Source organism: Gordonia sp. B8661-1 (assembly GCF_059427765.1).
In genome coordinates this window covers 56,000-82,229 of sequence record NZ_JCAHRL010000002.1, presented here as the reverse complement: position 1 = coordinate 82,229, position 26,230 = coordinate 56,000, and the positions used below count along the sequence as shown (strand labels likewise).

Genomic DNA, 26,230 nt, shown 5'->3' with positions numbered 1-26,230 from the left:
CATTCGGTTTGCGTTACCGCACAAGTACTTTCGGGAGCGTATCGTCGGAGTGACCCGCCCAGCAGAAACCCCGAGGGAAGCGGTGTCCGAATGGCCGACGCCATCCGCCCGCAGTGGCATGATCCGGCGACCGCGGCTCGTCGCGATACCGTCGCGCGCACGGTCCTGGAATGGATCGGCACATACCTCGCATATCCGGACACATCGGTGGGTCGCCCCGGACCGGTCTGCCCGTACGTCCGTCGCGCCGTCTCCCGCGACGCACTCCGTATGGCCGTCGTCCACGGGCCCGTCGACCGGGCCGCCATCGAATCGATCACCCGGTCGTCCGTGCCGGTCTTCGAAGAGCTCGTCGCCGCCCAGGATCCGGATCGCACCGTGGACGCAGCGGTGATCACATTGTTCGCGGACCTCGACGACCACCGGGTGCTCGAGGACGCCCACTCGACCTGCAAATCGTCGGTCGTGGAGCGTGGGCACATGCTGGGCCAGTTCTATCCCGGATGTCCGCAGGGCGGACTGTGGAACGCGGACTTCCGGCCGCTGGCAGCACCGGTGCCGATGATGGTGCTCCGGCCGATGAAGATCTCGGATCTCGCGTTCCTCGCCGGCGACGCCGCGTGGGTGCGCACCTACCTGGCCCGTTTCGCGCCGGGACTGCCCGACCGTCTGCGCACACACCTGGCCGACCTGTTCGTCGCCGACATCGACGACCCGTCCGACATCACCGCTCTCCGCGTCCACACCCCCGCCGACTTCGGTCGCCGCGTCTGAGCTCCCCGCGCATGCAAAACGGCCCCACCCTGTCGGATGGGGCCGTCTCGTCAGACGAAATCGCTGGTTACCAGCTCGACTTCTGCACGCCCGGAAGCTCGCCCGCGTGTGCCATCTCGCGGAGGCACACACGGCACAGGCCGAACTTGCGGAACACCGAGTGCGGACGACCGCACTTGTTGCACCGGGTGTAGGCCCGCACGGCGAACTTGGGCTTCTTGTTGGCCTTGTTGACCAGAGCCTTCTTTGCCATGTCAGTTGTCCTTAGCGTTGTTGTCCTTGAACGGGAAGCCCAGCGCGCGGAGCAGCGCACGGCCCTCATCGTCCGTGGTGGCCGAGGTCACGACAGTGATGTCCATACCGCGCGGCCGGTCGATGTTGTCGATGTTGATCTCGTGGAACATCGACTGCTCGTTGAGCCCGAAGGTGTAGTTGCCGTTGCCGTCGAACTGGCGGTCCGACAGTCCGCGGAAGTCGCGGATACGCGGGAGGGCGATGGACACGAGACGGTCCAGGAACTCCCACATGCGGTCGCCGCGCAGGGTGGCGCGGGCGCCGATCGGCATGCCCTCACGCAGCTTGAACTGCGCGATGGACTTGCGTGCACGGCGGATCTCCGGACGCTGGCCGGTGATCTTCGCGAGATCCTCGACGGCGCCGTTGATCAGCTTGGCGTCGCGGGCGGCGTCACCGACACCCATGTTGACGACAACCTTGACCACGCCCGGGATCTGCATGACGTTGTCGTAGGCGAACTCCTTGTTGAGGGAGTCCTTGATCTCCTCGCGGTAGCGAGTCTTCAGCCGCGGCTGCACTTTGTTCTCGGTGCTGGTCATGTCAGATGTCCTTCCCGTTCTTGCGGGAAATGCGGACCTTCTTGCCGGTCTCGTCATCCACGCGGTAGCCGACACGGGTCGGGTTGCCCTCGGAGTCGACGACCATCACGTTCGACACGTGGATGGAAGCCTCCTGGGTCACGATGCCACCGGAGGCGGCACCGCGCTCGTTGGCCGACGCGGCGGTGTGCTTCTTGATGCGGTTGACGCCCTCGACCAGAACCCGGTTCTCCTTGGGGAAGGCCTGGATGACCTTGCCCTTCGCGCCCTTGTCCTTGCCCGAGATGACGATCACCGTGTCACCCTTGTGCACCTTCATGTCAGATCACCTCCGGTGCCAGCGACACGATCTTCATGAACTTCTTCTCACGCAGCTCGCGGCCGACCGGGCCGAAGATGCGGGTACCGCGAGGGTCGCTCTCACCCTTGAGGATGACGGCGGCGTTCTCGTCGAAACGGATGTAGCTTCCGTCCGGACGGCGGCGCTCCTTGTTGGTGCGCACGATGACCGCCTTGACGACCTCGCCCTTCTTGACGTTGCCGCCGGGGATGGCGTCCTTGACAGTGGCGACGATGACGTCACCAATGCCGGCGTAGCGCCGCGACGAGCCGCCCAGCACGCGGATGCAGAGGATTTCCTTTGCACCGGTGTTGTCGGCCACGCGCAGGCGCGATTCCTGCTGAATCACTGCGTAGTCTCCTCGACCTGGATGTTGATGTCCGCCGGATTGCCGACCCGACGCACACGGTCTGTCACCATCGATCACGCGCCTGCCAGGGGTTTTCCGCCGAAGTGGAGAATCCCAGTGGGTTCACGAGCCGATTCGCGGCACACGCATGCCGCAGGCAACCCTTCAAGTGTAGGCAATCCGCAGGTGGGAGCCAAATCCGTGGCGGACCATCCCCTACACTGACTCTCGCCCGCCGATCCTCCCGCAGGGCGCCGTCGACCCAGAGAGGCCCATGACGTCCATGGACACGATCATCGCGCGCCGCCCGCGGCACCTGCTGCTCGCCGCCCTCACCGTGGTGGCCACCGCCGCCGCACTGCTCTCCGGCGCGTCCGGGACCGCATCGGCCGTTCCGTCGTCGAGCATCGTCAGCACCATCGACGACACTCCGCAGCAGGTCACGTTGCTCGTGCACTCCGCGTCGATGCGGCGCACCATCCCGGTCACGGTGCTCACACCGCGCAACCGGAAGGCCCCGGCGCCCACGTTGTATCTGCTGAACGGCGCCGGCGGGGGCGAGGACTCGGCGACCTGGGACGCCCGTACCGATTACAAGAAGTTCTTCGCCACGAAGAACGTGTACGTGGTGACGCCCATCGGCGGCGCGTTCTCGTACTACACCGACTGGCAGCGCGACGATCCGGCGCTCGGCCGCAACAAGTGGCAGACCTTCCTCACCAGGGAACTGCCGCCGCTCATCGACGGCCATTTCAACACCACCCGGGTGAATGCCATCGCCGGCATCTCGATGGCCGGCACGTCGGTGCTGAATCTCGCGATTGCGGCACCGAAGCTGTATCGCGCGGTCGGCGCCTACAGCGGGTGCGCCCGGACCGCCGATCCGGCGGGGCAGGCCTATATCCGGATGGTCGTCGAAAGCCGTGGCGGCGCCGAGGTCACCAACATGTGGGGCCCGCTGAACGGTCCCGGCTGGCGTGCGAACGATCCCTATCTGAATGCCGCGAAGCTGCGCGGGACGAAGCTCTACCTGACGTCGGGCACCGGTCTGCCCGGCAAGCATGAGCAACTGAACGGTCACGGGATCGGCGGCGATCCGGTGACGCTGGCCAACCAGGCGGTCGTCGGCGGAATCATCGAGGCCGCGATCGACCAGTGCACCCGTCAGATGCAGAAGCGGTTGGCCCAGCTCAGGATTCCGGCGACGTTCACCCTGCGCCCCACCGGGTCGCATTCCTGGGGCTACTGGCAGGACGATCTCAAGAGCACCTGGCCGAAGATCGCCCGCGATCTGAAGCGTTGAGCGGGCGGGGATCTCGATACGCCCACTCGCTGCGCTCGCGGGCTACTCGATCAGCGGATGTCGAGTAGCGGCCGAGCCGCCGGTCCCGTCCGGCGATTGAGTAGCGTCCGAGCCGCCAGGTCCACCGCCGCTCGAGTAGCGTCCGAGTCGCCAGGCCCACCGCCGATCGAGTAGCGGCCGAGCCGCCAGGCGAGGACGTGTATCGAGATCAGTGAACCGACGAGATCACCAGGAGTCGAGGCTGGTGTATCCGTCCTGCAGCGCACGCGCCAGCAGGTGGGTCTTCGTCGGCGCATCACGTCCGACGGCCGCGTACTTCGCGCGGATGCGGGCCAGATGGGTGCTCACGGTCGATGCCGAGATGAACAGCGCACCGGCCGCCTCGTCCTTGGATTCGGCGACCAGCCATGCCAGGAGCACCTCCACCTCCCGGGTGGACAGCACCGGACGCCGACGCTCCGGAGCGGGCACCTCGCCGGGGCGGTAATCCGCGAGCCGGGCGACGGGGGCAGTGCCCCCAGGGCGAGCAACGGGGCCCCCAGGACGAGCGACGGGCAGATCTTCGCGCCCCGCCCCGGGTGACCCCTCGACACCCGGTGCGGGAGCAGACCTGCCCGCGTCGGGGTGCTTGATACCGGACGACCGCGCCAAATGGATGGGCGTTCGTGAACTCGCCGCCACTGTGGATCCTTCGTTCAGACCTACGATTTCTCGACGCGACGGCGAACCGGTCCCCCGACACAACCGCACCTCGACTCAGAGGCTATGGACTAGCTGACTTGGACGATAGACCCAGAACTGGGGACATGCCCGCCTTTTGGGCAGACTCGCTCTCGCGAATTGGCGGATGACCAGTAGTTTTACTGGTAAAAGGCTACTTCTGTACAGCAAATACGTGACGCTGATCGCATCAAAATGTGTCATTCGGTCGATGTACGGTCATTCATTCATCCGAATGACATCACCTCGACACGTCGGCGGTCAGTCGGCCCGCTGGTCGGTCGTCGGCGTACCGGCCGCGGGCCACGCCAGCCACCCGTCCTCGACCGCGCGTTTGAACAAATCGAGTTTGGTGCGCGTCGGTCGGCCCGCGGCCGCGTACTTCTGCCGGATTCGTTTCAGATACTCGTTGACGGTCTCCGCCGACACCCCGAGCGCATTTCCCACCGCCACCGACGTCTCCCCCGACGCGTACAGGGTGAGCACCTTCTGCAACTGCGGACTGAGGTCGACGGCGGACAGATCCGGATCACCGTCGATGGCCGCGGCCCACTCGGTGGTCAGTACCTCACGGCCGGACCCGGCCGCGCGGATCGCCTCGACGATCTCGGTTTCCGACGCCGATTTGAGAATCACCCCGAGGGCGCCCGCCCGTGCGGCCGAGCGCAGCAGCGACGGATACTCGCCGGAGGTGTAGATGATGGTGCCCAGTCCGGCCTCGGTCAGTCGGGTGACGTTCTCGCCGGGCGTGGAGCCGTCGCCGAGACGCAGGTCGAGGATGACGATGTCCATCGGGATGTCGCGTTCGAGTAGCCCCGCGACCGTCGCCGAGGAGTTCACCAGATCGAGGTCCGGCCGATGCTCCAGAATTCGCTCGAGGCCCCACACCGGCGAGGGATGGTCGTCGACCATGCCCAGCCGGACCACCCCGGGCCGGCCTCCGGATTCCGCGGTCACCATGTCTGCTCTTCCCTCCCTGCGTCGTGACCGGAATCATGCCACGCGGGGAGCTCACGGGAGCGGTGGCGAGTGGGGTCAGGCGCCCGCGACGATCACCGGATCTTCGAAGGTCATGGTGAGGTGATCCACCGACGAGGTCATCAGGGCACGGCGGCCCAGCCCGAGAGCGCGGAGTTCGTAGGCGATCGGATGGGAACCGAGGCGGAGTTCCGCGCCGCCGATGCGGGTACGCGTACCGGTCGTCGAGGTGAGGCGCCACGGCGTCATCCGCAGGATTCCGTCGAGCTGCGAGTACGCGTTGAGTACGGCGTCCTTCGCATCGTCACCGTCGTTGTCCGGGACCGGAATGCCACGGCGCACCGTCAGGTCGACGATCAGCCGCCCGCCCTCGGTGACACGTCCGTGCCGGGTCGGCGACGAGTGATCGACCTCGAAATCGGCGAGGGTCTTCGGGAAACCCCAGATCCCGCGACCCGCGGCCAGTGTGAAGTCGCCGTCGACCGGCAGCCGGTGGACGAGCGCGCGTGCGTCGCCACTCATCAGCGACCGCAGCGCGCGGATCGGCGAGGCGGGCGGCCGCGCCGGGTCCTCGACGAGGAAACACACCCCGAACTCGTTGTAGGGGCCGAGGTCACCGTCCACGTAATCGACGAAGACCAGCATGACCATCGCCCGGCCGGGCCGGATGCGCAACGCCCGCACCGGAGCGGCATCCCCGGGGGCGGCGCAGGCGATGGCGCGCTCCACTGCGCGGGCGTCGGCGGTGAAACCGGCGACGAAGCACCGCGCGTCACGAATACGTACGGGCATCGTGATGGTCGTCCCCAGGACGTTGTGGGTGGACGGCACCGCAGTCATCGAAGCGAACCTCATCTCGCCATTTCTAGAACAGGTTCTCGTTCTGGTTACTGTTATGGTGCCACGGCGGGGGCAAATCGTGGCGGTTCTGTAACGGATCGACCTATCCGGATCGACTAGCCTGTGACACCTGATCGCAGATTCCTGGGGGAGAGTGACGAGTGACCCGACATATGCGTGCCCGCCGTTCCACACCGATCGTCGCGGTGCTCGCCGGCATCGTGGCGCTCCTGACCGCGACGGCAGGCCCTGTATCGGCGGCACCCAAGGCACCGACGTCCGGTCCGTCACGGATCGTCGACACCATCCGCAACGACGGTCAGATGGTGACGCTGTCGGTCTATTCGGCCGCGATGCGCCGCCCCATTCCCGTCGAGGTCCTGCTCCCCCGTGACCGGAACAAGCCCGCACCCGTCTTCTATCTGCTCAACGGCGCGGGTGGCGGCGAGGACGGCGCCACCTGGTCGGCACGGACCGACTACAAGAAGTACTTCGCCGACAAGCAGACCTACGTCGTCACTCCCGTCGGCGGTTCCGCGTCGTACTACACCGATTGGGTCCGCGACGATCCGAAGCTCGGCCCGGTGAAGTGGCAGACCTTCCTCACCAAGGAACTGCCGCCGCTCATCAACGCGAAGTTCTCGACGACCGGCCGCAACGGGATCGCCGGCATCTCGATGTCGGGCACCTCGGTATTCAATCTGGCGATCGCGGCGCCCGGTCTCTATCGCTCCATCGGCGCGTTCAGCGGCTGTGCCCGCACCAGTGACCCGGTCGGACAGGCCTACATCCGGATCGTGGTGGAAAGCTTCAGCACGCGGAAGATCGAGTACATGTGGGGGCCGGCGAACGGTCCGCTGTGGCGCGCCAACGACCCGTACATCAACGCGGCGAAGCTGCGCGGCACCAAGATTCACATGACGAGCGGCACCGGCCTGCCCGGCAAGCATGAGCGACTCGACGGTCTCGGCATCAAGGGCGATCCGCTCACCCTGGCCAACCAGACCGTCGTGGGCGGCATCCTCGAGGCCGCGGTCGACCAGTGCACCAAGCAGATGACGACGCGCCTCGCGCAGTTGCGCATCCCCGCCGACGTCCGACTGCGGCCGACGGGTTCACACTCGTGGGGCTACTGGCAGGACGACCTCAAGAGCACCTGGCCGAAGATCGCCCGCGACCTGCGCTGAGGTACGCGTCCGATGACCGGCGGTATCAGCCGGTCATCGGCTGCACGCGGTCGTCGGATCCGCCGAACAGACGCCACGGCCGCCACGAACGGTCCGCGGGTTCGAAGGGACGAACGAGGAGCCACCAGAAGGTCAGGCCCGAATACATGAGCGGCCCCTGCCTGCTGAGCTTGCGCGCCTCGGCATCACGCCCGTGCACCCGGGCGGTGTTGATGGCGGCGGCCCGATAGTCCCGGTTGGCCCACGGGCTGTACCGGAAGCGCCGCGGTGACACCGATGCCGCCATTCCCGGTACGAGCCAGGCCTTTTCGCCGGCTTCGAGCAATGCGTAGTAGAGATCGATGTCCTCATGGGTATCGGGCGCGTTCCGCAGGTGTGGCCGCGCGGCCTCCCAGGCGCTGCGCCGCAACGCCATGTTGTTGCCGGCGAGCGTCGTGGCCTCCCGGCCTTCCGGCATGGACGCGGCGGCCTGGCGCGCACGAGCCGACATGCCCTTCTCGAAGGGGATGTCGTACAGCATGTCGAATCCCCCGGCCGCACCGATATCCGGTCGCCCGGTGAAGAATTCGACGAGGTTGGCACTCCATTCGGGATCCACCCGGGTGTCGGCGTCGATGCGTCCGATCAGTTCGCCGGTGGAGGCGTCGAAGCCGGCCTCACGGGCCCAGGCAACACCCTGTCGGGCTACCGGCACGACACGGATCGGCAGGCGGTCGGCGAATGTTCGCGCGATCGCGACCGTGTCATCGCCGGAGTTGTTGTCGGCGATGACGATCTCGTCGACGGGCCGGGTCTGTGCGGCGAGATGCTCGAGAGTCGTGCCGATGGTGCCCGCCTCGTTGTACGCCGGGATCACCACGCTGAGCCGGACCTTCGGTGCCGGATCGTCACCGGCGGTCACCTCATCAGGGTTGGTCATCGCACCTCCTCGATCGGTCGGACCTCGCACAGCAGCGTACCGGCCCCGTGGTCGGTGGGCACGGTCTCGAGCGTGCCTGCCGTCGCGGGCGCACCTCTAGAATCGGGTACCGCAGCCCGATCGAATCAGCCCACACCGCACCGGAGGACGACGCCGTGAGCAATATGGAGACCGAACCCACCGAGATCGACTGCCGGCCCGCGACCGGCGGCTCGGATGACACGGTGATCGTCGAGGTCTTGACCGCGCGCGATGTTCCGCTCGGCGGGCCGCGGGCGATGACCGTGCACCGCACTCTCCCGCAACGGCAGCGATCCCTGATCGGCGCCTGGTGTTTCGCCGACCATTACGGTCCGGACGACGTGTCCGCGACCGGCGGCATGGACGTGCCCCCGCACCCGCACATCGGGTTGCAGACGGTGAGTTGGCTGTTCGAGGGCGAGATCGAGCATCGGGACACGATCGGCAACGTCGCGATGGTGCGTCCGGGCGAGGTGAACCTGATGACCGCGGGCCACGGCATCGCGCACACCGAGGTGTCGACGCCCGATACGACGATCCTGCACGGCGTCCAGCTGTGGTTGGCGCTGCCCGCCGGATCCGCCGATGTCGCACGCGATTTCGCGCACCACGTGCCGGATGTGGTGGATCACGACGGCGTGCGGACGCGGGTCTTCCTGGGCGAGTTGCCGGGCGAACGGTCACCGGTCCACACGTTCACGCCGATACTCGGCGCGCAGTTGGATTTCGATCCCGGCGCGGAGATCGATCTGGAGGTCGATCCGGCCTTCGAACACGGTGTGCTGGTCGACACCGGACAGATCCGGATCGTCGGTGCCGATGCACCCGCGCTCGCCCCGACCGAACTCGGCTACGTGGGCCTCGGTGCCACCCGACTCCGGCTGCGCAATGAGTCCGACGGGCCGGGTCGGGTCATCCTCCTCGGCGGAGAACCCCTGGGCGACAACATCATCATGTGGTGGAACTTCGTCGGACGCACCCACGAGGAGATCGTCGCCGCACGCGACGACTGGATGGCACACTCGGATCGGTTCGGACAGGTCGAGGGCTACACCGGCGACATCCAGCATCTGCCCGCGCCGACGCTGCCGGGCACGCGGCTACGCGTCCGCGACAACACCCCGGGACAGGCGCACGAATGACCCCCGCGCGGCGGTGGGCGACGCATCCATTGACCACCGAGAGGTTCGACGACTTCGCCGACGTCGTGAATCGCACCCGCCGCGCGACGCACTGCTGGTGCACCACCCATCGTCTGAATCCCGCGGAGATCGACGAGATCGGCGACGGCGACCGCGAATGCGCCATGCGCGCACTGGCCGCCTCCGACCTGCCGCCCGGCGTCATCACCTATGCCGACGACGTCCCGGTCGGCTGGTGCAACATCGGTCCCCGGGATCAGATCGGCAGACTGGTCCGGTCGCGACTGATCCGCCCCGTCGACGACGTACCGGTGTGGTCGATCGTCTGCGCGGTAGTGCGTTCCCATCACCGCAGAACCGGTGTGACACACCATCTCATCGATGGCGCCGTCAAGTGGGCCGCGGGTCGCGGCGCACCCGCGGTGGAGGTCTACCCGGTGGACCCGCCCGGACGGGTCGATCTGACGATGGCGTTCGTCGGGGTCCGCGCGATGTACGAGCGGGCCGGTTTCGAGGTGGTCGGCACGACCGACGCGGTGGCCGCCGGACTCCCCCGCATCGTCATGCGCAAGACCCTGGCCTGATCCGGCCCGCGATCATCGGTCCGGAGTGCCGCCCAGCAGTGCCGCGAAGTTCGCGATTCCGGCCGCTTCGGCCGAATCCTCCCGCGCCGCGGTCGGCACCGACCGTGCCGCGGACGCCGCACCACCCGATGACGGAGCGATCAGGGCCACGAGTTCGCCTGCCGCACGGCGGATCCGGTCGGACAGCAGCGCGGTGTCACCCGAGGTGCCCGCCCAGTCCTCCGATGCGGCGTAGAGACCGGTCGGCACGACCACCGCACGCAGATAACCGAACAGCGGCCGCAGTTCGTGATCGAGGACCATCGAGTGCCGCGGGCTGCCTCCGGTGGCCGCGATGATCACCGGCGTGCCCTGCACCCGATCGATGTCGATCAGGTCGACGAACGATTTGAACAGCCCGTTGTAGGACGCGTTGAACACCGGCGTCGCGACGATCAGGCCGTCCGCCTCGTACACCGCCTCCAGTGCCTCCCAGGCGGCCGGCGCCGGGAAGCCCGTGACCAGGGACCGCGCGATGTCGACGGCCAGTTCACGAAGGTCGATCACGTGCACATCTGCCGGAACCTGCTGAGCACCAAGGAGATCGGTGACCGACTCGGCGATCCGGTCGACGAGCAGCCGGGTCGAGGACGGATCCCCGAGCCCGGCGTTCACCGCGACGATCCGCTTCGCAGCCGACGTCATGACCGCACCGCCGGTTCCGCTGTCTGCGCGTCCCGGGCGGCGACCAGGGAGCCGTGGGTGGGCGCATCCGGCACGTGCGCGGGCCGTCCGTCGTCGAATCCGGCACGCAGGTCGGGCAGCACCTCACCGAGCAGATCAAGCTGTTCGAGCACGGTTTTCAGCGGCAGGCCCGCGTGGTCGACGAGGAACAGCTGGCGCTGGTAGTCGCCGAAGCTCTCGCGGAACGAGAGAGTCTTGTCGATGAATTCCTGTGGGCTGCCGACGGTCAGCGGCGTCTCCGAGGTGAACTCCTCCAGCGACGGCCCGTGACCGTAGACCGGTGCGTTGTCGAAGTACGGCCGGAATTCCCGGACCGCGTCCTGCGAGTTCCTCCGCATGAAGAACTGGCCGCCGAGTCCCACGATCGCCTGATCGGCCTGGCCGTGCCCGTAGTGCTCGTAACGCTCGCGGTAGAAGGTGATGAGACGCTGGAAGTGTTCCTTCGGCCAGAAGATGTTGTTGGCGAAGAATCCGTCGCCGTAGTAGGCCGCCTGCTCGGCGATCTCCGGACTCCGGATGGAGCCGTGCCAGACGAACGGCGGCACGTCGTCGAGGGGTCGCGGCGTCGACGTGAACGAGGTGAGCGGCGTACGGAACTTGCCCTCCCACGTCACCACGTTTTCGGTCCAGAGCCGGTGCAGCAGAGCGTAATTCTCGATGGCGAGCGGGATGCCCTGCCGGATGTCCTGTCCGAACCACGGGTAGACGGGCCCGGTGTTGCCACGGCCGAGCATCAGATCGACACGGCCGTCGGCGAGATGCTGGAGCATCGCGAAGTCCTCGGCGATCTTCACCGGGTCGTTGGTGGTGATGAGGGTCGTCGCGGTGGACAGTTGCAGAGTCGAGGTCTGTGCCGCGATGTAGGCGAGGGTGGTCGTCGGCGACGAGGAGAAGAACGGCGGATTGTGGTGCTCACCCAGGGCGAACACGTCGAGGCCGATGTCCTCGGCCTTCCTCGCGATCTCCACGATGGCCTTGATGCGCTCGTGTTCGGTCGGCGCGCGGCCGGTCGTCGGGTCGACGGTGATGTCACTGACGGAGAAGAGTCCGAACTGCATGGTGCCCCCTGGCTTCGATCGGGTGTCGGAACGGTCACCCGTATAAACGGACTGCGGTCCGATTAATTCCCGCGGCGGCGGGGCCTACCGGCCGGAGCGTGGGTTAGTGTGGGCTTACACAGCGATAAGGAGCGGAATATGAAGGTTCGCAAGACTGCCGTGGCGGCGCTACTCGCGTCGTCGGCACTGCTGGTCGTCGCCGGTTGCTCGGAGTCCGATGTCACCGAGGCGACCGACAAGGCGTCCTCGGCGGTGGCCGGCGCGGCGAGCGACGCCAAGCAGGCCGTGGTGGGCCTCAAGGTCGACGACGCGCAGAACATCCTCCGGAAAGCGGTCGACCCCGCCACCACCCCGGACGATCTGGACAAGGTCGTCGACACCACCAACCCGATCAGCAAGGGTGCGCTGCAGGCGTACGCGAAGGCGTCGAACGGGATGGGCTACACCCCCGAGGTGTACACGGTGAAGGACGTCAAGGACGAGGGCGACAACAAGGCCGTCGCCACCGTCGCGGTGAAGAGCCCGCACGCTCCGCAGCCGATCGACATCAAGCTCGCGTACGTGAAGATCGACGGCGACTGGAAGCTCAGCGGCGACGCCGTCACCCAGCTCTCCTCGATGGGCGGCAGCCACGGAGGCTGATCACCGCCCCGGTCAAACGAGCGAGACCGCGTTCATCGTGACGATGGACGCGGTCTCGCTCGTTTGTCGATAAGTCGGGCGGTAGGCGGACGCTCAGACGACCGCGTGCAGAGTCTGCTGATCGCCGAGGTCGCGGCCGAGCCACTCCACGACCTGATTGACGGCCTGGACGACGGCCGACGGCTCACGCAGGGATCCGATGGTGGGCAGGCAGTGCAGGATGGCCGCCGCCACCGACGATCCGATCGCCATACCGTTGTGGTCGGCCACGGAGTCGTAGCGGGTGAGCGCACCGGCGAGATCGACGTAGTTGACGGAGTCCCGGCCGTAGCGCACGGCGGTCAGCGTAGGTGTCACCTCGGCCCGATGGACCACCTCGTCGAGCGTCGCCGATATTCGCGCGCCTCCCCAGGCTCCGGGTGCTGAAGCTCCGAATTGAGCACTCATGGGGCGGACCTCCGACGTCGTACCGCATTCATTCGTCGTGCGCACCGTCTACTCCGAACGGAGTATTGCACATATGCGCCTGTGAGCAAATGATGACAGAACCGCGGCCGAGTGTCATCGCTTGACGCCATTTTTCGGCGTCGTTTTTCCTGATCGTCACATTCAGTGAGATGCGAGTGACCACGGTGACCGGTGGGACCAACGCCGCCGAATATCTCAGTCCCCGGAGTTGGCCTTGTCCGCCTCCATCGCGTTGATCAGGCTCTGCGGCCGCAGGTCGGTCCAGTTCTCCTCGACGTACTGCAGGCAGGCCGCACGGCTGTCCTCACCGAACACCTTCGTCCAGCCGGCCGGGATATCGGCGAAAGTCGGCCACAGCGAGTGCTGATTCTCGTCGTTCACGAGCACGAAGAAGCGGCCGTTTTCGTCATCGAACGGATTCGTCATAGGGATCTCCTCGTTTCTTTCCTGTGATGCTGGTGTCTGATTTCCCCGGACTCAGCCGATCGGCGAGCCATGGACCGATTCTCTCGAGGGCCGAGGCGTCGGCGAGTCCGAGATGGTGGGCATCCACGTCGATGTTGCTGATGGTACCGGTGACGAATCGTCGCCAGGACCAGCGCACGACGATCGGATCGTCCTTGTCGGCCGTCGCGGTCACCACCGACAGCGAGCCGTCGAAGACCCCCGGACGGTAGGTCTCCACGACGCGGCCTGCCGAGTCGAAGCTGTCCATGACCCACTCCACCTGCTCGTCGCGCAGCAGGCCGAGCGAGCCGATCTGGGTGCGCACCACGTCGGCGACCTCCTCCGGCGTCCGGGCCGCGACGTCGTCGCCGAGATCGAAGAGATCGCGCCAGCCGCCGAGCAGATCGGCGGCGTCACCGTTCGCGGTGCCGTTCTCGGCCGGGGCGGCGGGCGCGGCACCGTTGGTGGGCATGCCGTCCGGCAGCGCGGCATCCATGATGCCGAGGAAGGCCACCTCGTCGCCCTGCTCCTGCAGCAGCGTCGCCATGGCGTGCGCGATGTGGCCGCCCAGCGACCAGCCCAGCAGATGATAGGGACCGGTGGGCGCGACGCGACGGATCTCCTCGACATAGCGCGCGGCCAGATCGTCGACGGTCTCGGCGCTCGGCTCACCGGACACCACGTGCGGATCCTGCAGACCGTAGATCGGACGGTCCGGCAGATAGCGGGCCAGTCCGCCGTAGAACCAGGCCAGTCCGCCCGCCGGGTGGACACAGAACAGCGGCGGCTGCTCCCCGGCACGGCGCAGCGGCAGCAGCACATCACCGATGGCCACCTCGCCGGTCTCGCCCGTCGCGTCCCCGCCGTCGATGCGGCGCGCCAGCTCGGTGACCGTCGAGTCACTGAACAGCCATGCCAGTTCGGCGTCGTGGCCGTCGACCCGCAGCCGCGACACGACCTGGGTGGCGAGCAGTGAATTGCCGCCGAGGTCGAAGAACCCGTCGGTGGCACCCACCCGTTCGGCGTCCAGCAGATCCGCGAACACCGCCGCGACGGCACGCTCGGTACCGGTGGACGGCTCCACGTATGCGGCGGCCTCGATGGCCGGCTGCGGCAGCGCGCGTTTGTCCAGCTTGCCGATCGGCGTGATCGGCAGGGCGTCGAGCACGGTGAACGACGCCGGGATCATGTACCGCGGCAGGCGCCGCGCCAGGTCGGCACGGACGTCGTCCGGATCCAGATCGGCATCGGCGACGACGTAGGCGGCCAGCGCGGTCACCGGATTGCCGATGCCCAGGACCACGGTGCGATGCACGTCGGGGTGTTCGGTGATCGCTGCTTCGATCTCGCCCAGCTCGATGCGCTGACCGCGCAACTTCACCTGATCGTCGGTGCGGCCGACGAACTCGATGATCGGGGTCGCCGAATCCGTGGTCTCCACCCAGCGGACGACGTCGCCGGTCCGGTACATCCGCTCCCCCGGCGTACCGAACGGCGAGGCGAGGAAGCTCTCCGCGGTCCGTCCCGGACGCGAGACGTAGCCGCGCGCCAGGCCGGGGCCCAGGATGTAGAGCTCACCCGGTGTCCCGAGCGGAACGGGCCGCAGACGACGATCCAGCACCACCAGGCGCATGCCGGCGATCGGTCCGCCGACGGTCACCGGTTCACCCGCGATCATCTCGCCCGTGTAGGTGGTGACGATCGTGGCCTCGGTCGGTCCGTAGCCGTTGAACAGTCGTGACTGCGGCGCCCACTCGTCGGCGACGGCGGGCGGCAGGGCCTCGCCGCCGGTGATGATCGCCAGGTCGTGCAGATCGTCGGCGGGCGCCAGGCTCGACAGCACGGCGGACGGGATGAACGCGTGGGTGATCCGTTCGGCCACCAGGAAATCGTGCAGTGCCGGGCCACCGACCGCGTCCGTCGGCCGGTAGACCAGCGTGCTGCCGCTGACGGTGTTCGCGATCAGCTCGGACACCGACACGTCGAAGCTCGGTGACACATAGGCCGCGGTGCGGCCGCCCTCGGCCGGGTAGTCGGCGAGGGAGGCGGTCGCGATCGCCGAGGTGTAGATGCCGCGATGGGTGACCGCGACACCCTTCGGCCGTCCGGTGGACCCCGACGTGAAGATGACATATGCGAGGCCGTCCGGGCCGGGGCGACGACCGGCGGGGAGCGGAACGGGATCACCGGAGGTGGACGCGTCGTCGACGGTCAGCCAGCGCACATCCGGGGCGTCGAGCCGGACATCCGGTGTCCGGAGCCCGACACGGGCACGTGAATCCTCGAGCATCGCCTGCACACGCTCGGCCGGATACTCCGGATCGACGGGCAGGAAGGCGCCGCCCGCGCGGGCGACCGCCCAGATCGCGGTGATCAATTCGGTGGACCGCCGGATGGCCACCGCGACCACGGTGTCCGGACCGACGCCCGCCTCGATGAGCTTGTGCGCCAGGGAATTCGAGCGGCGATAGAGTTCCGCGTAGGTCAGGCTGCCGCCCGCGGCGTCGGTGGCCGCCACGCGCTCCGGCCAGGTACGCGCGGCATGCTCGAACATGTCGCCCAGCAGGATCGGCTCGTCGGCCGGTCCACCGTCGACCGGGACCAGGTACCGGTGCTCGGCCTCGTCGAGCAGTGGGACGTCGCCGACCGGCAGTTGCGGGGCCGAGGTCACCTCGTCGAGCAGGTGGACGAGCCGGGCCGCGAGCACCTCGACGGTCTCCGCGTCGAAGAGGTCGGTGGCGTAGATGACCGAGCCGGACCACGGCTCGCCGGTTCCGGTCGCGGCGACGGTGACGGTCAGGTCGACCTTCGCCGACACCTCCGCACCGGGCAGCGGGGTGACGGTGACACCGTCGACGTCGGCGCCGGGCAACGCCACCGGAGCCATGTCGGTGACCGCCTGATCGAAGCTCAGCGACACCTGGGTGAGGGGCGCGAAGGCCTCCGACCGAGCCGGATTCAGTCGCTCCACCACGGCCTCGAAGGGCACGTCGGACCGGGAGAACGCGTCGATGTCGGTGTGCCGCACCGCGGTCAGCAGATCGTCGAAGCCCGCGCCGGTGTCGATGGGCGTACGCAGCACCAGGGTGTTGACGAACATGCCCACGAGGTTGTCGAGGGCGGTGTCGCCGCGGCCCGCGATCGGCGTGCCGATGGCGATGTCGTCGGTGCCCGACAGACGGGCCAGGAGCACGGCGAGCGCGGTCTGCACGACCATGAACGGTGTGGCCGAATGCTGCTGCGCCAGTTCGGTGATGCGCTGCGCCAGAGCGGCCGGGATCTCGAACGGCACGACGTCGCCCTGATTCGATGCGACTGCGGGCCGCGGACGGTCGGCGGGCAGTTCCAGGACATCGGGGAGTCCGGACAGGACACGTTCCCACTCGTCGAGCTGGGCGCCGAGAACCGAGTCCGGGTCGTCGGCGGAACCGAGTTCGGTCTGCTGCCAGAGCGCGTAGTCGGCGAATTGGACCGGCAGCGGGGCGAATTCGGGCGCCCGGCCGGCGGCGCGGGCGGCGTAGGCCGTGATCATGTCGGTGACCAGCGGCGCCATCGATTCGCCGTCGGCGGCGATGTGGTGCACGATCACCGCGAGGATGTGGTCGTCGGGTCCCTCGGTCAGGAGTCGCACGCGCATCGGGTTCTCCGCGGCGACATCGAATCCGGTACCGACCGCGGTCATCAGTGCGTCGCGGTCGGCGACCACCGCCCAGTCGGGCCGGCCGAGTTCGTCGTCGACGGCGTGGATCTCCTGGTGGGCTACGCCCTCGATCTCCGGGTACGTGGTGCGCAGGATCTCGTGCCGGTCGACGACGTCGGTGACCGCCGCCCTCAGCGCGTCCACGTCCAGCGCGCCCGTCAGGCGCAGCAACGCCGGGATGTTGTAGGTGGGCGATGCGGGAGCGAAGCGGTTGATGAACCACATCCGCTGCTGTGCCAGCGACAGCGGAATCCGTTCGGGGCGTGGGCTGATCGCCTCGATGGGTGCCGCACGACGACCGGCACCCGGCGCGACCAGGGCGACCAGCTCGCGCACGGTGGGCGCGTCGAAGAGCATCCGCACCGGTACGTCGGTGTCGAGGGCGTCGGCGACCCGGGCCACCACCCGGGTGGCGGACAGCGAGTTGCCGCCGAGATCGAAGAAGCTCTCCGTGACGGAGACCCGGTCGACGCCGAGCACATCGGCGAAGACCGCGGCGACCCGCTCCTCGGGCTCCCCCTCGGGTGCGACGAACTCCCCGGCGGCGGCGAAATCCGGTGCGGGCAGCGCCCGGCGGTCCAGTTTGCCCGCCGAGTTGCGCGGGATGTCGTCGAGGACGGTCCACACGGTCGGGCGCATGTACTCCGGCAATGCCTGTGCCACGGCGTGTTTCACCGCATCGAGGTCGATCCCGTCGCCGGCTATGTACCCGACGAGGTGCTCGCCACCGGCGGGCGCGGAGGCAACCGTGGCCACCGCGTGGACCACACCGGGCGCGGCGGCGAGCACGGACTCGATCTCGCCGAGCTCGATGCGCTGACCGCGCAGCTTCACCTGGAAGTCGGTGCGGCCCAGGTATTCCAGCGTTCCGCGACCGGCTCCGGTGACGCCCCAGCGGACCAGGTCGCCGGTGCGGTACAGACGATCACCCGGTTCGCCGAACGGATCGGCGATGAACCGTTCCGCCGTCAGATCGGCACGGGCCGCGTAGCCGCGGGCCAGCTGCACTCCGCCGACGTACAGTTCGCCGGGCACGCCGGGCGGGACCGGACGCAGGCGTCCGTCCAGGACGTACGCCGTGGAATTCCACACCGGGACACCGATGGGCGTGATCGCCGCATCGGCATCGATGTCGGTGATCTGCTCATAGGTGATCTCGACGGCGGCCTCGGTCGGGCCGTAGAGGTTGAACAGGTCGGCGTGGCCGATGGCGGCGCGGGTCTGCGCGGCCACCGCGGGCGGCAACGCCTCACCGGTGGTCGAGACGATCCGCAGGCTGGTGAGTGCGGACAGCCGTTGCGGCCCGGCCAGTTCCAGGAACACCGACAGCATCGACGGCACGAAGTGCACCATCGTGGCCCGATGTTCGGCGATCTGCTCGGCGAGGTACACGGGATCGAGATGACCGTCCGGGGCCAGCACCAGCATCCGGGCACCGGCCATGAACGGGGCGAACAATTCGGCCACCGAACAGTCGAAGGTGTACGGCGTCTTGAAGACCACGGTGTCGGAGGTGTCGATGGGCAGTTGGTGCAGTCCCCACCACAGACGGTTCGCCACCGCGTCGTGGGACAGCGTCACACCCTTGGGCCGTCCGGTCGAGCCGGAGGTGAAGATCGTATAGATCGCATGCTCCGGCCGCAGGGGCGCGATGCGGTCGGCGTCGGTGACCGGACGCGTGTCACCGGTGATCGGTGCGCTCGCGTCCACCGCCACCACCTCGACGCCCGCGGCCGACACCGCTTCCGGCACCTCACGATGCGCGTCCACCAGGACGATCCGCGCGCCCGAGGTCTCGGCCATGTAGTGCACGCGATCGGCAGGTGCGGCGACGTCGATGGGCACGTAGTGGCCACCGGCCGCGACGATCGCATGGATGGCCACGACCATCTCCACGGTTCGCGGCATACAGATGCCGACCGCCACCTCGGGGCCGACACCACGGTCGATGAGGTCGCGGGCCAGCACCGCCGTGCGGGCGGCGAATTCCTCGTACGTGACCGTGCGGCTGCCGGAGACCATCGCGGCCGAGGAGGGTGCGAGTTCGGCCCGCCGCGTGACGACGTCGCCGACGAAGACCTCGCCGACGAGGACATCGGAGCCGGTGGCCAGGTCCCGCAGGCGTGTTTCCTCGCCACGGTCGAGGAGGTCGGTGTCACCGATCGCGCGATCCGGCCGGGCGGTGAGTTCGTCGACGAGTCGCACGAAGCGTTCGACGAGCGAACGGGCCGTCGCGGGCTCGAACAGGTCCGCCGCGTACACCAGGTCGCCGCGCCAGCCTCCTTCGGCACCGTCGGTGGCGATGCCGAAGGACAGGTCGAGACGGGCGGGTGGCACACCCGGGTCGTCCACCGGATTCACCGTCAGCGCACCGGAGTCGGCAGTGCGCCCGTCGGTCAGGGCCGCGGCCGCGGCGGCCAGGCTCTGGTCGAAGCTCAGCATCACCTGGGTCAGCGGAGCGAAGGCCTCCGACCGCACCGGATTGAGCTGCTCCACCAGATATTCGAACGGCAGGTCGGCATGCGCCAGCGCATCGAGGTCGGTGTCGCGGACCCGGGCGAGGAGCTCGGTGAAGGTGGCGGCACCGTCGATGTCGGTCCGCAACACCAGGGTGTTCACGAACATGCCGACGAGGTCGTCGAGTTCGGCCCGTCCGCGGCCCGCGGTCGGTGTCGCGATCGCGATGTCCGACGTCGCCGACATGCGTGCCAGCAGCACCGCGAGGGCGGCGTGGCACACCATGAACGGCGTGACCCCGTGCGTGGTGGCGAGATCCTCGATGCGCCCGACGATCTCCGGTGCGATCCGGTAGTCGACCTGACCGCCCCGCATCGACGCCACCGACGGACGCGCGTGATCGGTCGGCAGTTCCAGCACGTCGGGCAGACCGGCCAGGCGGTCCGACCAATACGCCAACTGTGCGCCCAGTACGGACGACGGATCGTCGGCGGCGCCGAGCACCTCCCGCTGCCACAGTGCGTAGTCAGCGAATTGGATTGCCAGAGGCTCGAATTCCGGTGCGTAACCGGCCGCGCGAGCCGCATAGGCGGCGACCAGGTCGGTCACCAACGGACGCATCGACTCGCCGTCGGCGGCGATGTGATGAGCCACCAGCAGCAGCACGTGTTCGTCGGCGGTCACCGGCAGCAACCGGATACGCAACGGCAGATCGGTGGTGACGTCGAAGCCCTCGCCGCCCGCGGCGAACACCTCGGCCTCGGAGTCCACCACGGCCCAGTCGAGCAGGGACTCCGCGTACCCGGCCGACAGGATCTCCTGACGCGGAGCGCCATCGGCCTCCGGATACCGGGTGCGCAGCACCTCGTGACGGTCGATCACGTCGCCCACCGCGGCGCGCAGCGCGGCGACGTCCAGAACGCCGTTGAGCCGCAACGCGATCGGGATGTTGTAGGCGGGCGATACGGCGTCGAGACGGTTGATGAACCACATCCGCTGCTGCGCGTTGGACAGCGGGATGACGGCCGGCCGCTCCCCCGCGACGATCGGCGCCGCCACCGGTGACGGGCTGAGGTTGCCCGAATCCACGATGCGGCGCACCAGTTCCCGGACGCTCGGGGCCTCGAAGAGATCACGCACCGCGACCGGGGCGTCCAGCACGTCGGAGACGCGCGCCACCACCCGCGTGGCCGACAGCGAGTTGCCGCCGAGCGCGAAGAAGCCGTCGGTGGCGCCCAGGTCGTCGAGGCCTAGCACCTCGGCGAAGACCGCGGCCACCGCCCGTTCCTCATCGGAGTCCGGCGCGACGTAGGCCTGCGCCTCGATCACCGGTTCCGGGAGCGCGGCACGGTCGAGTTTGCCCACCGGGGTCAGCGGCAGCGCGTCGAGCACCGCGATCGACGACGGGATCATGAAGGCCGGAAGTCGTTGCGCGAGAGCCTCGCGCAGATCCTCCACGGAGGGCTGTGCGCCGTCGGCGGCCACCACGTAGGCGGCCAGCGCGGTCGCCGCGCCGGCCTCGTCGCCGACACCGATGACGACGGCCGAGGTGACGGTCGGCTGCGCGGTCAGTGCCGATTCGATCTCGCCGAGTTCGATGCGCAGGCCGCGCAGCTTGACCTGATCGTCGCTGCGACCGGAGTATTCGACGACGAGATCACCGCCGTCATCGCGCCGCCAGCGCACCACGTCGCCGGTGCGGTACATCCGATCCCCCGGCGCGCCATGGGGATTCGCGACGAAGCGCTCCGCGGTGAGCCCCGCACGGTCCAGGTAACCGCGTGAGAGGGCCAGCCCGGTGACATACAGTTCACCGGTCACACCGACGGGCACCGGCGACAGACGGTCGTCGAGGACGAGAAGTCCGACGCCCGCGATCGGCGCTCCCAGGCGCACCGGCTCACCCGCGCCCATCGGACGGGAGATGGTGACACCGATCGTGGTCTCGGTCGGGCCGTACAGGTTGTGCACGGCCACATGCGGCGACCATTGGTCCACCAGGCTGTCGGGGACGGCCTCGCCGCCGGCTGCGACGGCCGCGAGATCGGGCAGCGTCGCCGGGTCGAGGGTGGCGAGCACGGTCGGCGTCAGGAACGTGTGCGTGACCTGCTCATCGCACATGAAGGCCTGCAGCGCAGCACCGCCCACCGCGTCGGACGGCCGGTAATGCAGGGAGCCGCCGGTCACCGTGGCGAGCAGATATTCGAGGACGGAGGCGTCGAAGCTCGGCGACGCGAAGCCCAGCACCCGCGGCGCGTCGACGACACCGAGTCTCCGCACCTCCTCGGTGGCGAAGTTCGCGAGGCCACGATGCGTGACCGCAACGCCCTTCGGCCGTCCGGTGGAGCCGGAGGTGTAGATGACGTACGCGGTGTTGTCCGTGGACACCGGGGCGAGCCGCTCGATCGGACCGGCCGCGGTGCCCGCGGACGCGAGTTCGGCATCGAGGTCGAGCCAGTCGAATCCGTCGGCGGGCAGATCGTCGGTGCGCTCCCCCGCGACCGTCAGACCGAGAACCGCACCGGAGTCCTCGATCATCCCGGCGACGCGGGCGGCCGGGTAGTCGGGGTCGACGGGGACATAGCCGCCGCCGGTCTTCGCCACCGCCCAGATCGCGGTCAGCAGCGCGGCCGATCGCGGGATGGCCAGCGCCACCAGCGATTCCGTCCCGATACCGCGCCCGATGAGGCGGTGCGCGAGTGCGTCGGAACGCTCGTCGAGTTCACGGTAGGTCAGCGCGGTTCCGTCACCGTCGCGCACGGCGAGACGATCCGCTCCACGGCGGACGGCGTCGGCGAACAGGTCGGCCAACAGCACCGGCTCGGTACCCGCACCACCGGACACCGGTGTCAGCGCGGCGATCTCACCCTCGTCGAGGATGTCGGCGGCACCGACCGCCTGCGACGACTGTGTACTCAGCCCGTCGAGAAGACGCACGAAACGTGCTGCCGTCTCCCGGACGGTCGACTCGTCGAAGAGGTCGGTGGCGTACTGCAGCGAACCGCGCCACGGACGTCCGGGTACGTCGGTGGCGAGTGCGACCGTCAGATCGACCTTCGCCGACACGGCACCGGGGTCGACGGGACTGACCGACAGTCCGTCGCCGAGGTCCAGTGCGGCGGTGTCGGTGTCCCCGGCGTCGATGCGGGCCCGATCGGCAAGCGCCTGGTCGACGGTCAGCCACACCTGGGTCAGCGGCGCGAAGGCCTCCGAGCGGGCCGGATTGAGATGATCGACGAGTTGCTCGAACGGGATGTCGGCGTGCGCGAAGGCATCGAGGTCGACCCGCCGCACCTGATCCACCAGATCGTCGAAGCCGACGGCCGGATCGACGGCGGTCCGCAGCACCAGGGTGTTGACGAACATGCCGACCAGATCGTCGAGCGCCGCATCGCCGCGACCGGCGATCGGGGTGCCGATGGCGATGTCGGTGCTCGACGACAACCGGGCGAGCAGCACCGCGAGACCCGCGTGCAGGACCATGAATTCGGTGACGCCATGTCGCTGCGCCACTGTGCGCACGGCGTCGGCGACGGCGGCCGGGATCTCGAAATCGACTGCCGCGCCGCGCATCGACGCCACCGGCGGCCGCGGATGGTCGAGCGGCAGATCCAGGACGTCGGGCAGACCGGCCAGTTCGGCGGACCAGTGATCGAGCTGTGCCCGCACCGGCGACGCCGGGTCGGCCGGGTCGCCGAGCTCGCAATGCTGCCACAGAGCGACATCGGCCACCTGCACCGGCAGCGGGGCCCATGTGGGTGCCGCACCGTCGCGGCGGGCGGCATAGGCGGTGACGAGATCGCGGGCGAGCACCGGGCCGGATTCGCCGTCGGCCGCGATGTGGTGGACGACGAGAACGATGACGTGTTCGTCGTCGCCGGTGCGCGCCACCCGCACCCGGATCGGCAGCTCGGACGAGACGTCGAATCCGGTCGTGGTTGCGGCGAGCGCATCGTCGGCGGCGTCCACGACAGCCCAATCGAGCTGTGCGGCAGCGATGTCGGGGTCGAGAATCCGCTGATACGGCGTTCCGTCGACATCGGTGAAGACGGTGCGCAGCACTTCATGGCGGTCGAGGACGTCGAGCGTCGCCGTACGCAGCGCTGCCACGTCCAGCGGTCCGGTCAGCCGCAGGGCCACCGGGATGTTGTAGGCGGGCGATGTGGCGTCGAACCGGTTGACGAACCACATGCGCTGCTGGGCGAAGGACAACGGAATCCGGTCGGGGCGCGGGCCCGCGACGATCGGGGACACGCGGCGGCCGCTGCCGGGCGCGAGGGCGGTGGCCAGCTCCCGCACACTCGGTGCGTCGAACAGCGAGCGGACCGCCACATCGGTGTCCATGGCATCGGAGATCCGCGCTGCGACGCGGGTCGCGGAGAGCGAGTTTCCGCCGAGTTCGAAGAAGCTGTCGGTGACGCTCACCCGGTCGGCACCCAGTACGTCCGCGAAGACCGCCGCGATCTGCTCTTCGGCCTCGGTTGCGGGAGCGACGAATTCGCCCTGCGTGAAGACCGGCTCCGGCAGTGCGCGGCGATCGATCTTGCCCGCGGTGTTGAGTGGGATCTCGTCGAGCACCATCCACACGGTGGGGCGCATGTACTCCGGCAATGCGGCCGCAACGGAGCGGGTCACCTCGTCCAGGTCGAGTTCCTCACCGGGAACCGGGGCGACATAGGCCACGAGATGTTCGGCGCCGCCAGGAGCATTCGCCACCGTGGCCGCGGCGTGCACCACGTGCGGTGCCGCCGCGATGGCGGATTCGATCTCGCCGAGTTCGATGCGCTGGCCGCGCAGCTTCACCTGGAAGTCGGTGCGGCCCAGGTAGATGATGCTGCCGTCGCCGTCGACGGTCACCAGGTCGCCGGTCCGGTACAGGCGGCCACCGGGCTCGCCGTACGGGTCGGCGACGAACCGCTCGGCGGTCAGGTCGGCGCGGGCCGCATAGCCGCGGGCCAACTGGATGCCGCCCAGGTACAGCTCACCCGGAACACCGGCCGGCACGGGACGCAGATTCGCGTCCAGCACATAGGATGTCGAGTTCCAGAACGGCAGGCCGATCGGCACCGTCGCCGCATCCGGCGCCACATCGACAACCTGCTGGTAGGTGATCTCGACGGCGGCCTCGGTGGGACCGTACAGGTTGTAGAAGGCGGCCTGCGGGAGGTCGGTGCGCGCCTGCGCGGCCACCGCGGGCGGCAGTGCCTCGCCGGTCGTCGACAGGTACTTGACCGTCGTCAATCGTGAGAGCCGTTCCGGGCCTGCGACATCGAGGAACACCGACAGCATCGACGGCACGAAGTGCACCATCGTCGCCCGGTGGTCGGCGATGAGATCCGCGAGATACAGCGGATCGGCGTGGCCGCCGGGCCGCGCGATCGACAGCGCGGCGCCGGCGATCAACGGCGCGAACAGTTCCGGCACCGAGCAGTCGAAGGTGTACGGCGTCTTCTGCACCACCACGTCGTCGGCGGTCAGCGGGAATCGATCCAAGCCCCACCACAACCGGTTGACCACCGCGTCGTGGGTGAGGGTGACGCCCTTGGGCCTGCCGGTGGAGCCGGAGGTGAACAGTGTGTACACCGCATTGCCCGGACGAACGGGGCCGAGGCGCTCGGCATCGGTGACGGGCGTGGCGGATTCGTCCGCGGGAGCACTCGCGTCGACGGTCAGGACCGGCAGTCCGGCCGCCGTCGCCGCGTCCACTGCCGGCGCACGTCCGGCGACCTCGGTGCCCGCACCCACGAGAAGTGCTGCGGCACCGGCGGTCGTGAGCATGTACTCGGCACGGTCGGCGGGGGTCTCGACGTCGATGGGCACATATTGACCGCCCGCCGCGACGATCGCGTGCAGGGCGACGAGCATCTCCACCGAACGCGGCATGCACACGGCCACCGCGACATCCGGGCCGACGCCGAGCCCGATCAGACGACGCGCCTCGATCGCGATCCGGTGTCCGAGTTCCCGGAAGTCGACGGTGCGGTCGTCGAAGCGCAGCGCGACGGCGTCCGGGCTCTCCGAGATCCGTTGCGCGACGAGGACATCCACGGTGTCCGGGCGGACCGCACGGAACGGTCCGGTGGCGCGGGAGATGGCGGTGCGTCGACCCGCGGCGGTGAGCAGGTCGATGTCGGCGATCCGGGCGTCCGGGTCGGAGACGGTGCGATCGAGGATCTGCACCAGGGCGGTGGCGAATCCGGCGACCTCGTCGGCGTCGAAGGCACTCGGCAGGTACTTCACATTGAGGCCGAGATCGCCGTCCACCGGGGTCGCGAACAGGTTGAGCGGATAGTGGGTGGCGTCGGTGAACTCGATGCCCGACAGCCGCAGACCGGCCGCGCTGCTCCCCTCACTCACCGCGTCCCCGTCGATCGGATACGACTCGAAGATGGTGAGGGTGTCGAATCCGATGCCGCCCACGGCTTCCGCGATGGCGGGCAGACCCAGGTGCTGATGATCGAGCAGACGGGTCTTGCTCGACTGCAGATCGCGCACCGTGTCCCCGATACGACCGTCCGGATCGCACGTCACCGCGACCGGCAGTGTGTTGATGAACAGACCGATCATCGATTCGACACCGTCGATCTCCGGCGGACGTCCCGAGACCGTCTCACCGAATTGGACGGTCCGCTGTCCGGTGAGCCTCGACAACAGGACGGCCCAGGCGAATTGGACGACGGTGGACACCGTGACGTCGTGGGCACGCGCGAAGGCCTCGATTCGCTGGGCCAACGCCGAACCG

The 26,230-nt window shown here is 68.5% G+C and carries 19 protein-coding genes (1 of these 19 only partly in view); 6 read left to right on the top strand and 13 right to left on the bottom strand.

The window, feature by feature from the left end:
• Positions 1-90: 90 nt before the first annotated feature.
• Entirely contained in the window at positions 91-774 is a 684-nt protein-coding gene (locus AC4JJG_RS04205; RefSeq protein WP_495399678.1) for a DUF6875 domain-containing protein, read from the top strand.
• A 67-nt stretch (positions 775-841) separates the two neighbouring features.
• Here AC4JJG_RS04205 and AC4JJG_RS04200 read toward each other — a convergent pair whose 3' ends face one another.
• From AC4JJG_RS04200 to rplN, 4 genes are read right to left on the bottom strand one after another with little or no spacing between them, the layout of a single operon-like run.
• Positions 842-1,027 carry a type Z 30S ribosomal protein S14 gene (locus tag AC4JJG_RS04200; RefSeq protein WP_012835401.1) on the bottom strand — a complete coding sequence of 62 codons (186 nt, stop codon included), beginning with the start codon at positions 1,025-1,027 and terminating at the stop codon, positions 842-844.
• Position 1,028: 1 nt separating this feature from the next.
• The gene (gene rplE / locus AC4JJG_RS04195; RefSeq protein WP_495399677.1) at positions 1,029-1,610 is read right to left on the bottom strand and encodes a 50S ribosomal protein L5; all 582 of its coding nucleotides are present in this window, start codon (positions 1,608-1,610) and stop codon (positions 1,029-1,031) included.
• Between the two features lies 1 nt (position 1,611).
• Positions 1,612-1,929 (bottom strand): 50S ribosomal protein L24, encoded by a 318-nt coding sequence (gene rplX / locus AC4JJG_RS04190; protein WP_495399676.1) that lies wholly within the window; start codon positions 1,927-1,929, stop codon positions 1,612-1,614.
• Position 1,930: 1 nt separating this feature from the next.
• Positions 1,931-2,299 carry a 50S ribosomal protein L14 gene (gene rplN, locus AC4JJG_RS04185; RefSeq protein ID WP_495399675.1) on the bottom strand — a complete coding sequence of 123 codons (369 nt, stop codon included), beginning with the start codon at positions 2,297-2,299 and terminating at the stop codon, positions 1,931-1,933.
• A gap of 283 nt (positions 2,300-2,582) precedes the next feature.
• Between rplN and AC4JJG_RS04180 the strand changes: the two genes are divergently transcribed.
• Positions 2,583-3,602, top strand: coding sequence for an alpha/beta hydrolase (locus tag AC4JJG_RS04180; protein ID WP_495400469.1), 1,020 nt, complete (start codon positions 2,583-2,585; stop codon positions 3,600-3,602).
• A gap of 225 nt (positions 3,603-3,827) precedes the next feature.
• Here the strand turns inward: AC4JJG_RS04180 and AC4JJG_RS04175 are convergent, their stop codons facing one another.
• The 3 genes from AC4JJG_RS04175 to AC4JJG_RS04165 all read right to left on the bottom strand — a co-directional run bounded on the left by AC4JJG_RS04175 (position 3,828) and on the right by AC4JJG_RS04165 (position 6,140).
• Positions 3,828-4,160, bottom strand: a complete 333-nt coding sequence (locus AC4JJG_RS04175) for a response regulator transcription factor (protein ID WP_495400468.1) — start codon at positions 4,158-4,160, stop codon at positions 3,828-3,830.
• Between the two features lie 423 nt (positions 4,161-4,583).
• A complete protein-coding gene (locus AC4JJG_RS04170) occupies positions 4,584-5,282 on the bottom strand; it encodes a response regulator transcription factor (RefSeq protein WP_495399674.1) in 699 nt (232 codons plus the stop codon).
• Positions 5,283-5,357: 75 nt separating this feature from the next.
• Positions 5,358-6,140, bottom strand: coding sequence for an acetoacetate decarboxylase family protein (locus AC4JJG_RS04165; protein WP_495399673.1), 783 nt, complete (start codon positions 6,138-6,140; stop codon positions 5,358-5,360).
• Positions 6,141-6,313: 173 nt separating this feature from the next.
• Between AC4JJG_RS04165 and AC4JJG_RS04160 the strand changes: the two genes are divergently transcribed.
• On the top strand, positions 6,314-7,327 hold the full coding sequence (locus AC4JJG_RS04160) for an alpha/beta hydrolase (RefSeq protein ID WP_495400467.1): 1,014 nt from the start codon (positions 6,314-6,316) through the stop codon (positions 7,325-7,327).
• 25 nt (positions 7,328-7,352) lie between these two features.
• Here the strand turns inward: AC4JJG_RS04160 and AC4JJG_RS04155 are convergent, their stop codons facing one another.
• Complete coding sequence (locus tag AC4JJG_RS04155; RefSeq protein ID WP_495399672.1) at positions 7,353-8,246, bottom strand: glycosyltransferase family 2 protein; 894 nt, start codon at positions 8,244-8,246, stop codon at positions 7,353-7,355.
• 155 nt (positions 8,247-8,401) lie between these two features.
• On the opposite strand from AC4JJG_RS04155, the gene AC4JJG_RS04150 reads away from it, so the two are divergent.
• Both AC4JJG_RS04150 and AC4JJG_RS04145 read left to right on the top strand, forming a co-directional pair.
• Positions 8,402-9,409, top strand: coding sequence for a pirin family protein (locus AC4JJG_RS04150; protein WP_495399671.1), 1,008 nt, complete (start codon positions 8,402-8,404; stop codon positions 9,407-9,409).
• Positions 9,406-9,993, top strand: coding sequence for a GNAT family N-acetyltransferase (locus tag AC4JJG_RS04145; protein ID WP_495399670.1), 588 nt, complete (start codon positions 9,406-9,408; stop codon positions 9,991-9,993). Before AC4JJG_RS04150 ends, AC4JJG_RS04145 begins: the two co-directional genes overlap by 4 nt.
• A gap of 12 nt (positions 9,994-10,005) precedes the next feature.
• Here AC4JJG_RS04145 and AC4JJG_RS04140 read toward each other — a convergent pair whose 3' ends face one another.
• Together AC4JJG_RS04140 and AC4JJG_RS04135 are read right to left on the bottom strand one after the other, a co-directional pair.
• Positions 10,006-10,677 (bottom strand): CE1759 family FMN reductase, encoded by a 672-nt coding sequence (locus AC4JJG_RS04140; RefSeq protein WP_495399669.1) that lies wholly within the window; start codon positions 10,675-10,677, stop codon positions 10,006-10,008.
• The gene (locus AC4JJG_RS04135; RefSeq protein WP_495399668.1) at positions 10,674-11,774 is read right to left on the bottom strand and encodes an LLM class flavin-dependent oxidoreductase; all 1,101 of its coding nucleotides are present in this window, start codon (positions 11,772-11,774) and stop codon (positions 10,674-10,676) included. The genes AC4JJG_RS04140 and AC4JJG_RS04135 overlap by 4 nt, the downstream gene beginning before the upstream one ends.
• A 138-nt stretch (positions 11,775-11,912) precedes the next feature.
• Between AC4JJG_RS04135 and AC4JJG_RS04130 the strand changes: the two genes are divergently transcribed.
• On the top strand, positions 11,913-12,416 hold the full coding sequence (locus tag AC4JJG_RS04130; RefSeq protein ID WP_495399667.1) for an MTB12 C-terminal domain-containing protein: 504 nt from the start codon (positions 11,913-11,915) through the stop codon (positions 12,414-12,416).
• Between the two features lie 93 nt (positions 12,417-12,509).
• Here AC4JJG_RS04130 and AC4JJG_RS04125 read toward each other — a convergent pair whose 3' ends face one another.
• The 3 genes from AC4JJG_RS04125 to AC4JJG_RS04115 all read right to left on the bottom strand — a co-directional run.
• On the bottom strand, positions 12,510-12,863 hold the full coding sequence (locus AC4JJG_RS04125; RefSeq protein ID WP_495399666.1) for a hypothetical protein: 354 nt from the start codon (positions 12,861-12,863) through the stop codon (positions 12,510-12,512).
• 216 nt (positions 12,864-13,079) lie between these two features.
• Complete coding sequence (locus tag AC4JJG_RS04120) at positions 13,080-13,310, bottom strand: MbtH family protein (RefSeq protein ID WP_495399665.1); 231 nt, start codon at positions 13,308-13,310, stop codon at positions 13,080-13,082.
• Positions 13,291-26,230 carry the 3' portion of a non-ribosomal peptide synthase/polyketide synthase gene (locus AC4JJG_RS04115; RefSeq protein WP_495405743.1) on the bottom strand. It continues 41,162 nt past the right edge of the window, so only the last 12,940 of its 54,102 coding nucleotides appear in the window; the start codon falls outside the window, past its right edge; it ends in the stop codon at positions 13,291-13,293. The genes AC4JJG_RS04120 and AC4JJG_RS04115 overlap by 20 nt, the downstream gene beginning before the upstream one ends.

Coding starts and splice junctions, on each gene's coding strand:
- AC4JJG_RS04135 (WP_495399668.1), bottom strand. CDS start 11,774: ATGCAGTTCGGACTCTTCTCCGTCAGTGACATCACCGTCGACCCGACG.
- AC4JJG_RS04170 (WP_495399674.1), bottom strand. CDS start 5,282: ATGGTGACCGCGGAATCCGGAGGCCGGCCCGGGGTGGTCCGGCTGGGC.
- AC4JJG_RS04160 (WP_495400467.1), top strand. CDS start 6,314: ATGCGTGCCCGCCGTTCCACACCGATCGTCGCGGTGCTCGCCGGCATC.
- AC4JJG_RS04200 (WP_012835401.1), bottom strand. CDS start 1,027: ATGGCAAAGAAGGCTCTGGTCAACAAGGCCAACAAGAAGCCCAAGTTC.
- AC4JJG_RS04180 (WP_495400469.1), top strand. CDS start 2,583: ATGGACACGATCATCGCGCGCCGCCCGCGGCACCTGCTGCTCGCCGCC.
- rplE (WP_495399677.1), bottom strand. CDS start 1,610: ATGACCAGCACCGAGAACAAAGTGCAGCCGCGGCTGAAGACTCGCTAC.
- AC4JJG_RS04125 (WP_495399666.1), bottom strand. CDS start 12,863: ATGAGTGCTCAATTCGGAGCTTCAGCACCCGGAGCCTGGGGAGGCGCG.
- AC4JJG_RS04165 (WP_495399673.1), bottom strand. CDS start 6,140: ATGACTGCGGTGCCGTCCACCCACAACGTCCTGGGGACGACCATCACG.
- AC4JJG_RS04130 (WP_495399667.1), top strand. CDS start 11,913: ATGAAGGTTCGCAAGACTGCCGTGGCGGCGCTACTCGCGTCGTCGGCA.
- AC4JJG_RS04145 (WP_495399670.1), top strand. CDS start 9,406: ATGACCCCCGCGCGGCGGTGGGCGACGCATCCATTGACCACCGAGAGG.
- AC4JJG_RS04205 (WP_495399678.1), top strand. CDS start 91: ATGGCCGACGCCATCCGCCCGCAGTGGCATGATCCGGCGACCGCGGCT.
- AC4JJG_RS04155 (WP_495399672.1), bottom strand. CDS start 8,246: ATGACCAACCCTGATGAGGTGACCGCCGGTGACGATCCGGCACCGAAG.
- AC4JJG_RS04120 (WP_495399665.1), bottom strand. CDS start 13,310: ATGACGAATCCGTTCGATGACGAAAACGGCCGCTTCTTCGTGCTCGTG.
- AC4JJG_RS04140 (WP_495399669.1), bottom strand. CDS start 10,677: ATGACGTCGGCTGCGAAGCGGATCGTCGCGGTGAACGCCGGGCTCGGG.
- rplX (WP_495399676.1), bottom strand. CDS start 1,929: ATGAAGGTGCACAAGGGTGACACGGTGATCGTCATCTCGGGCAAGGAC.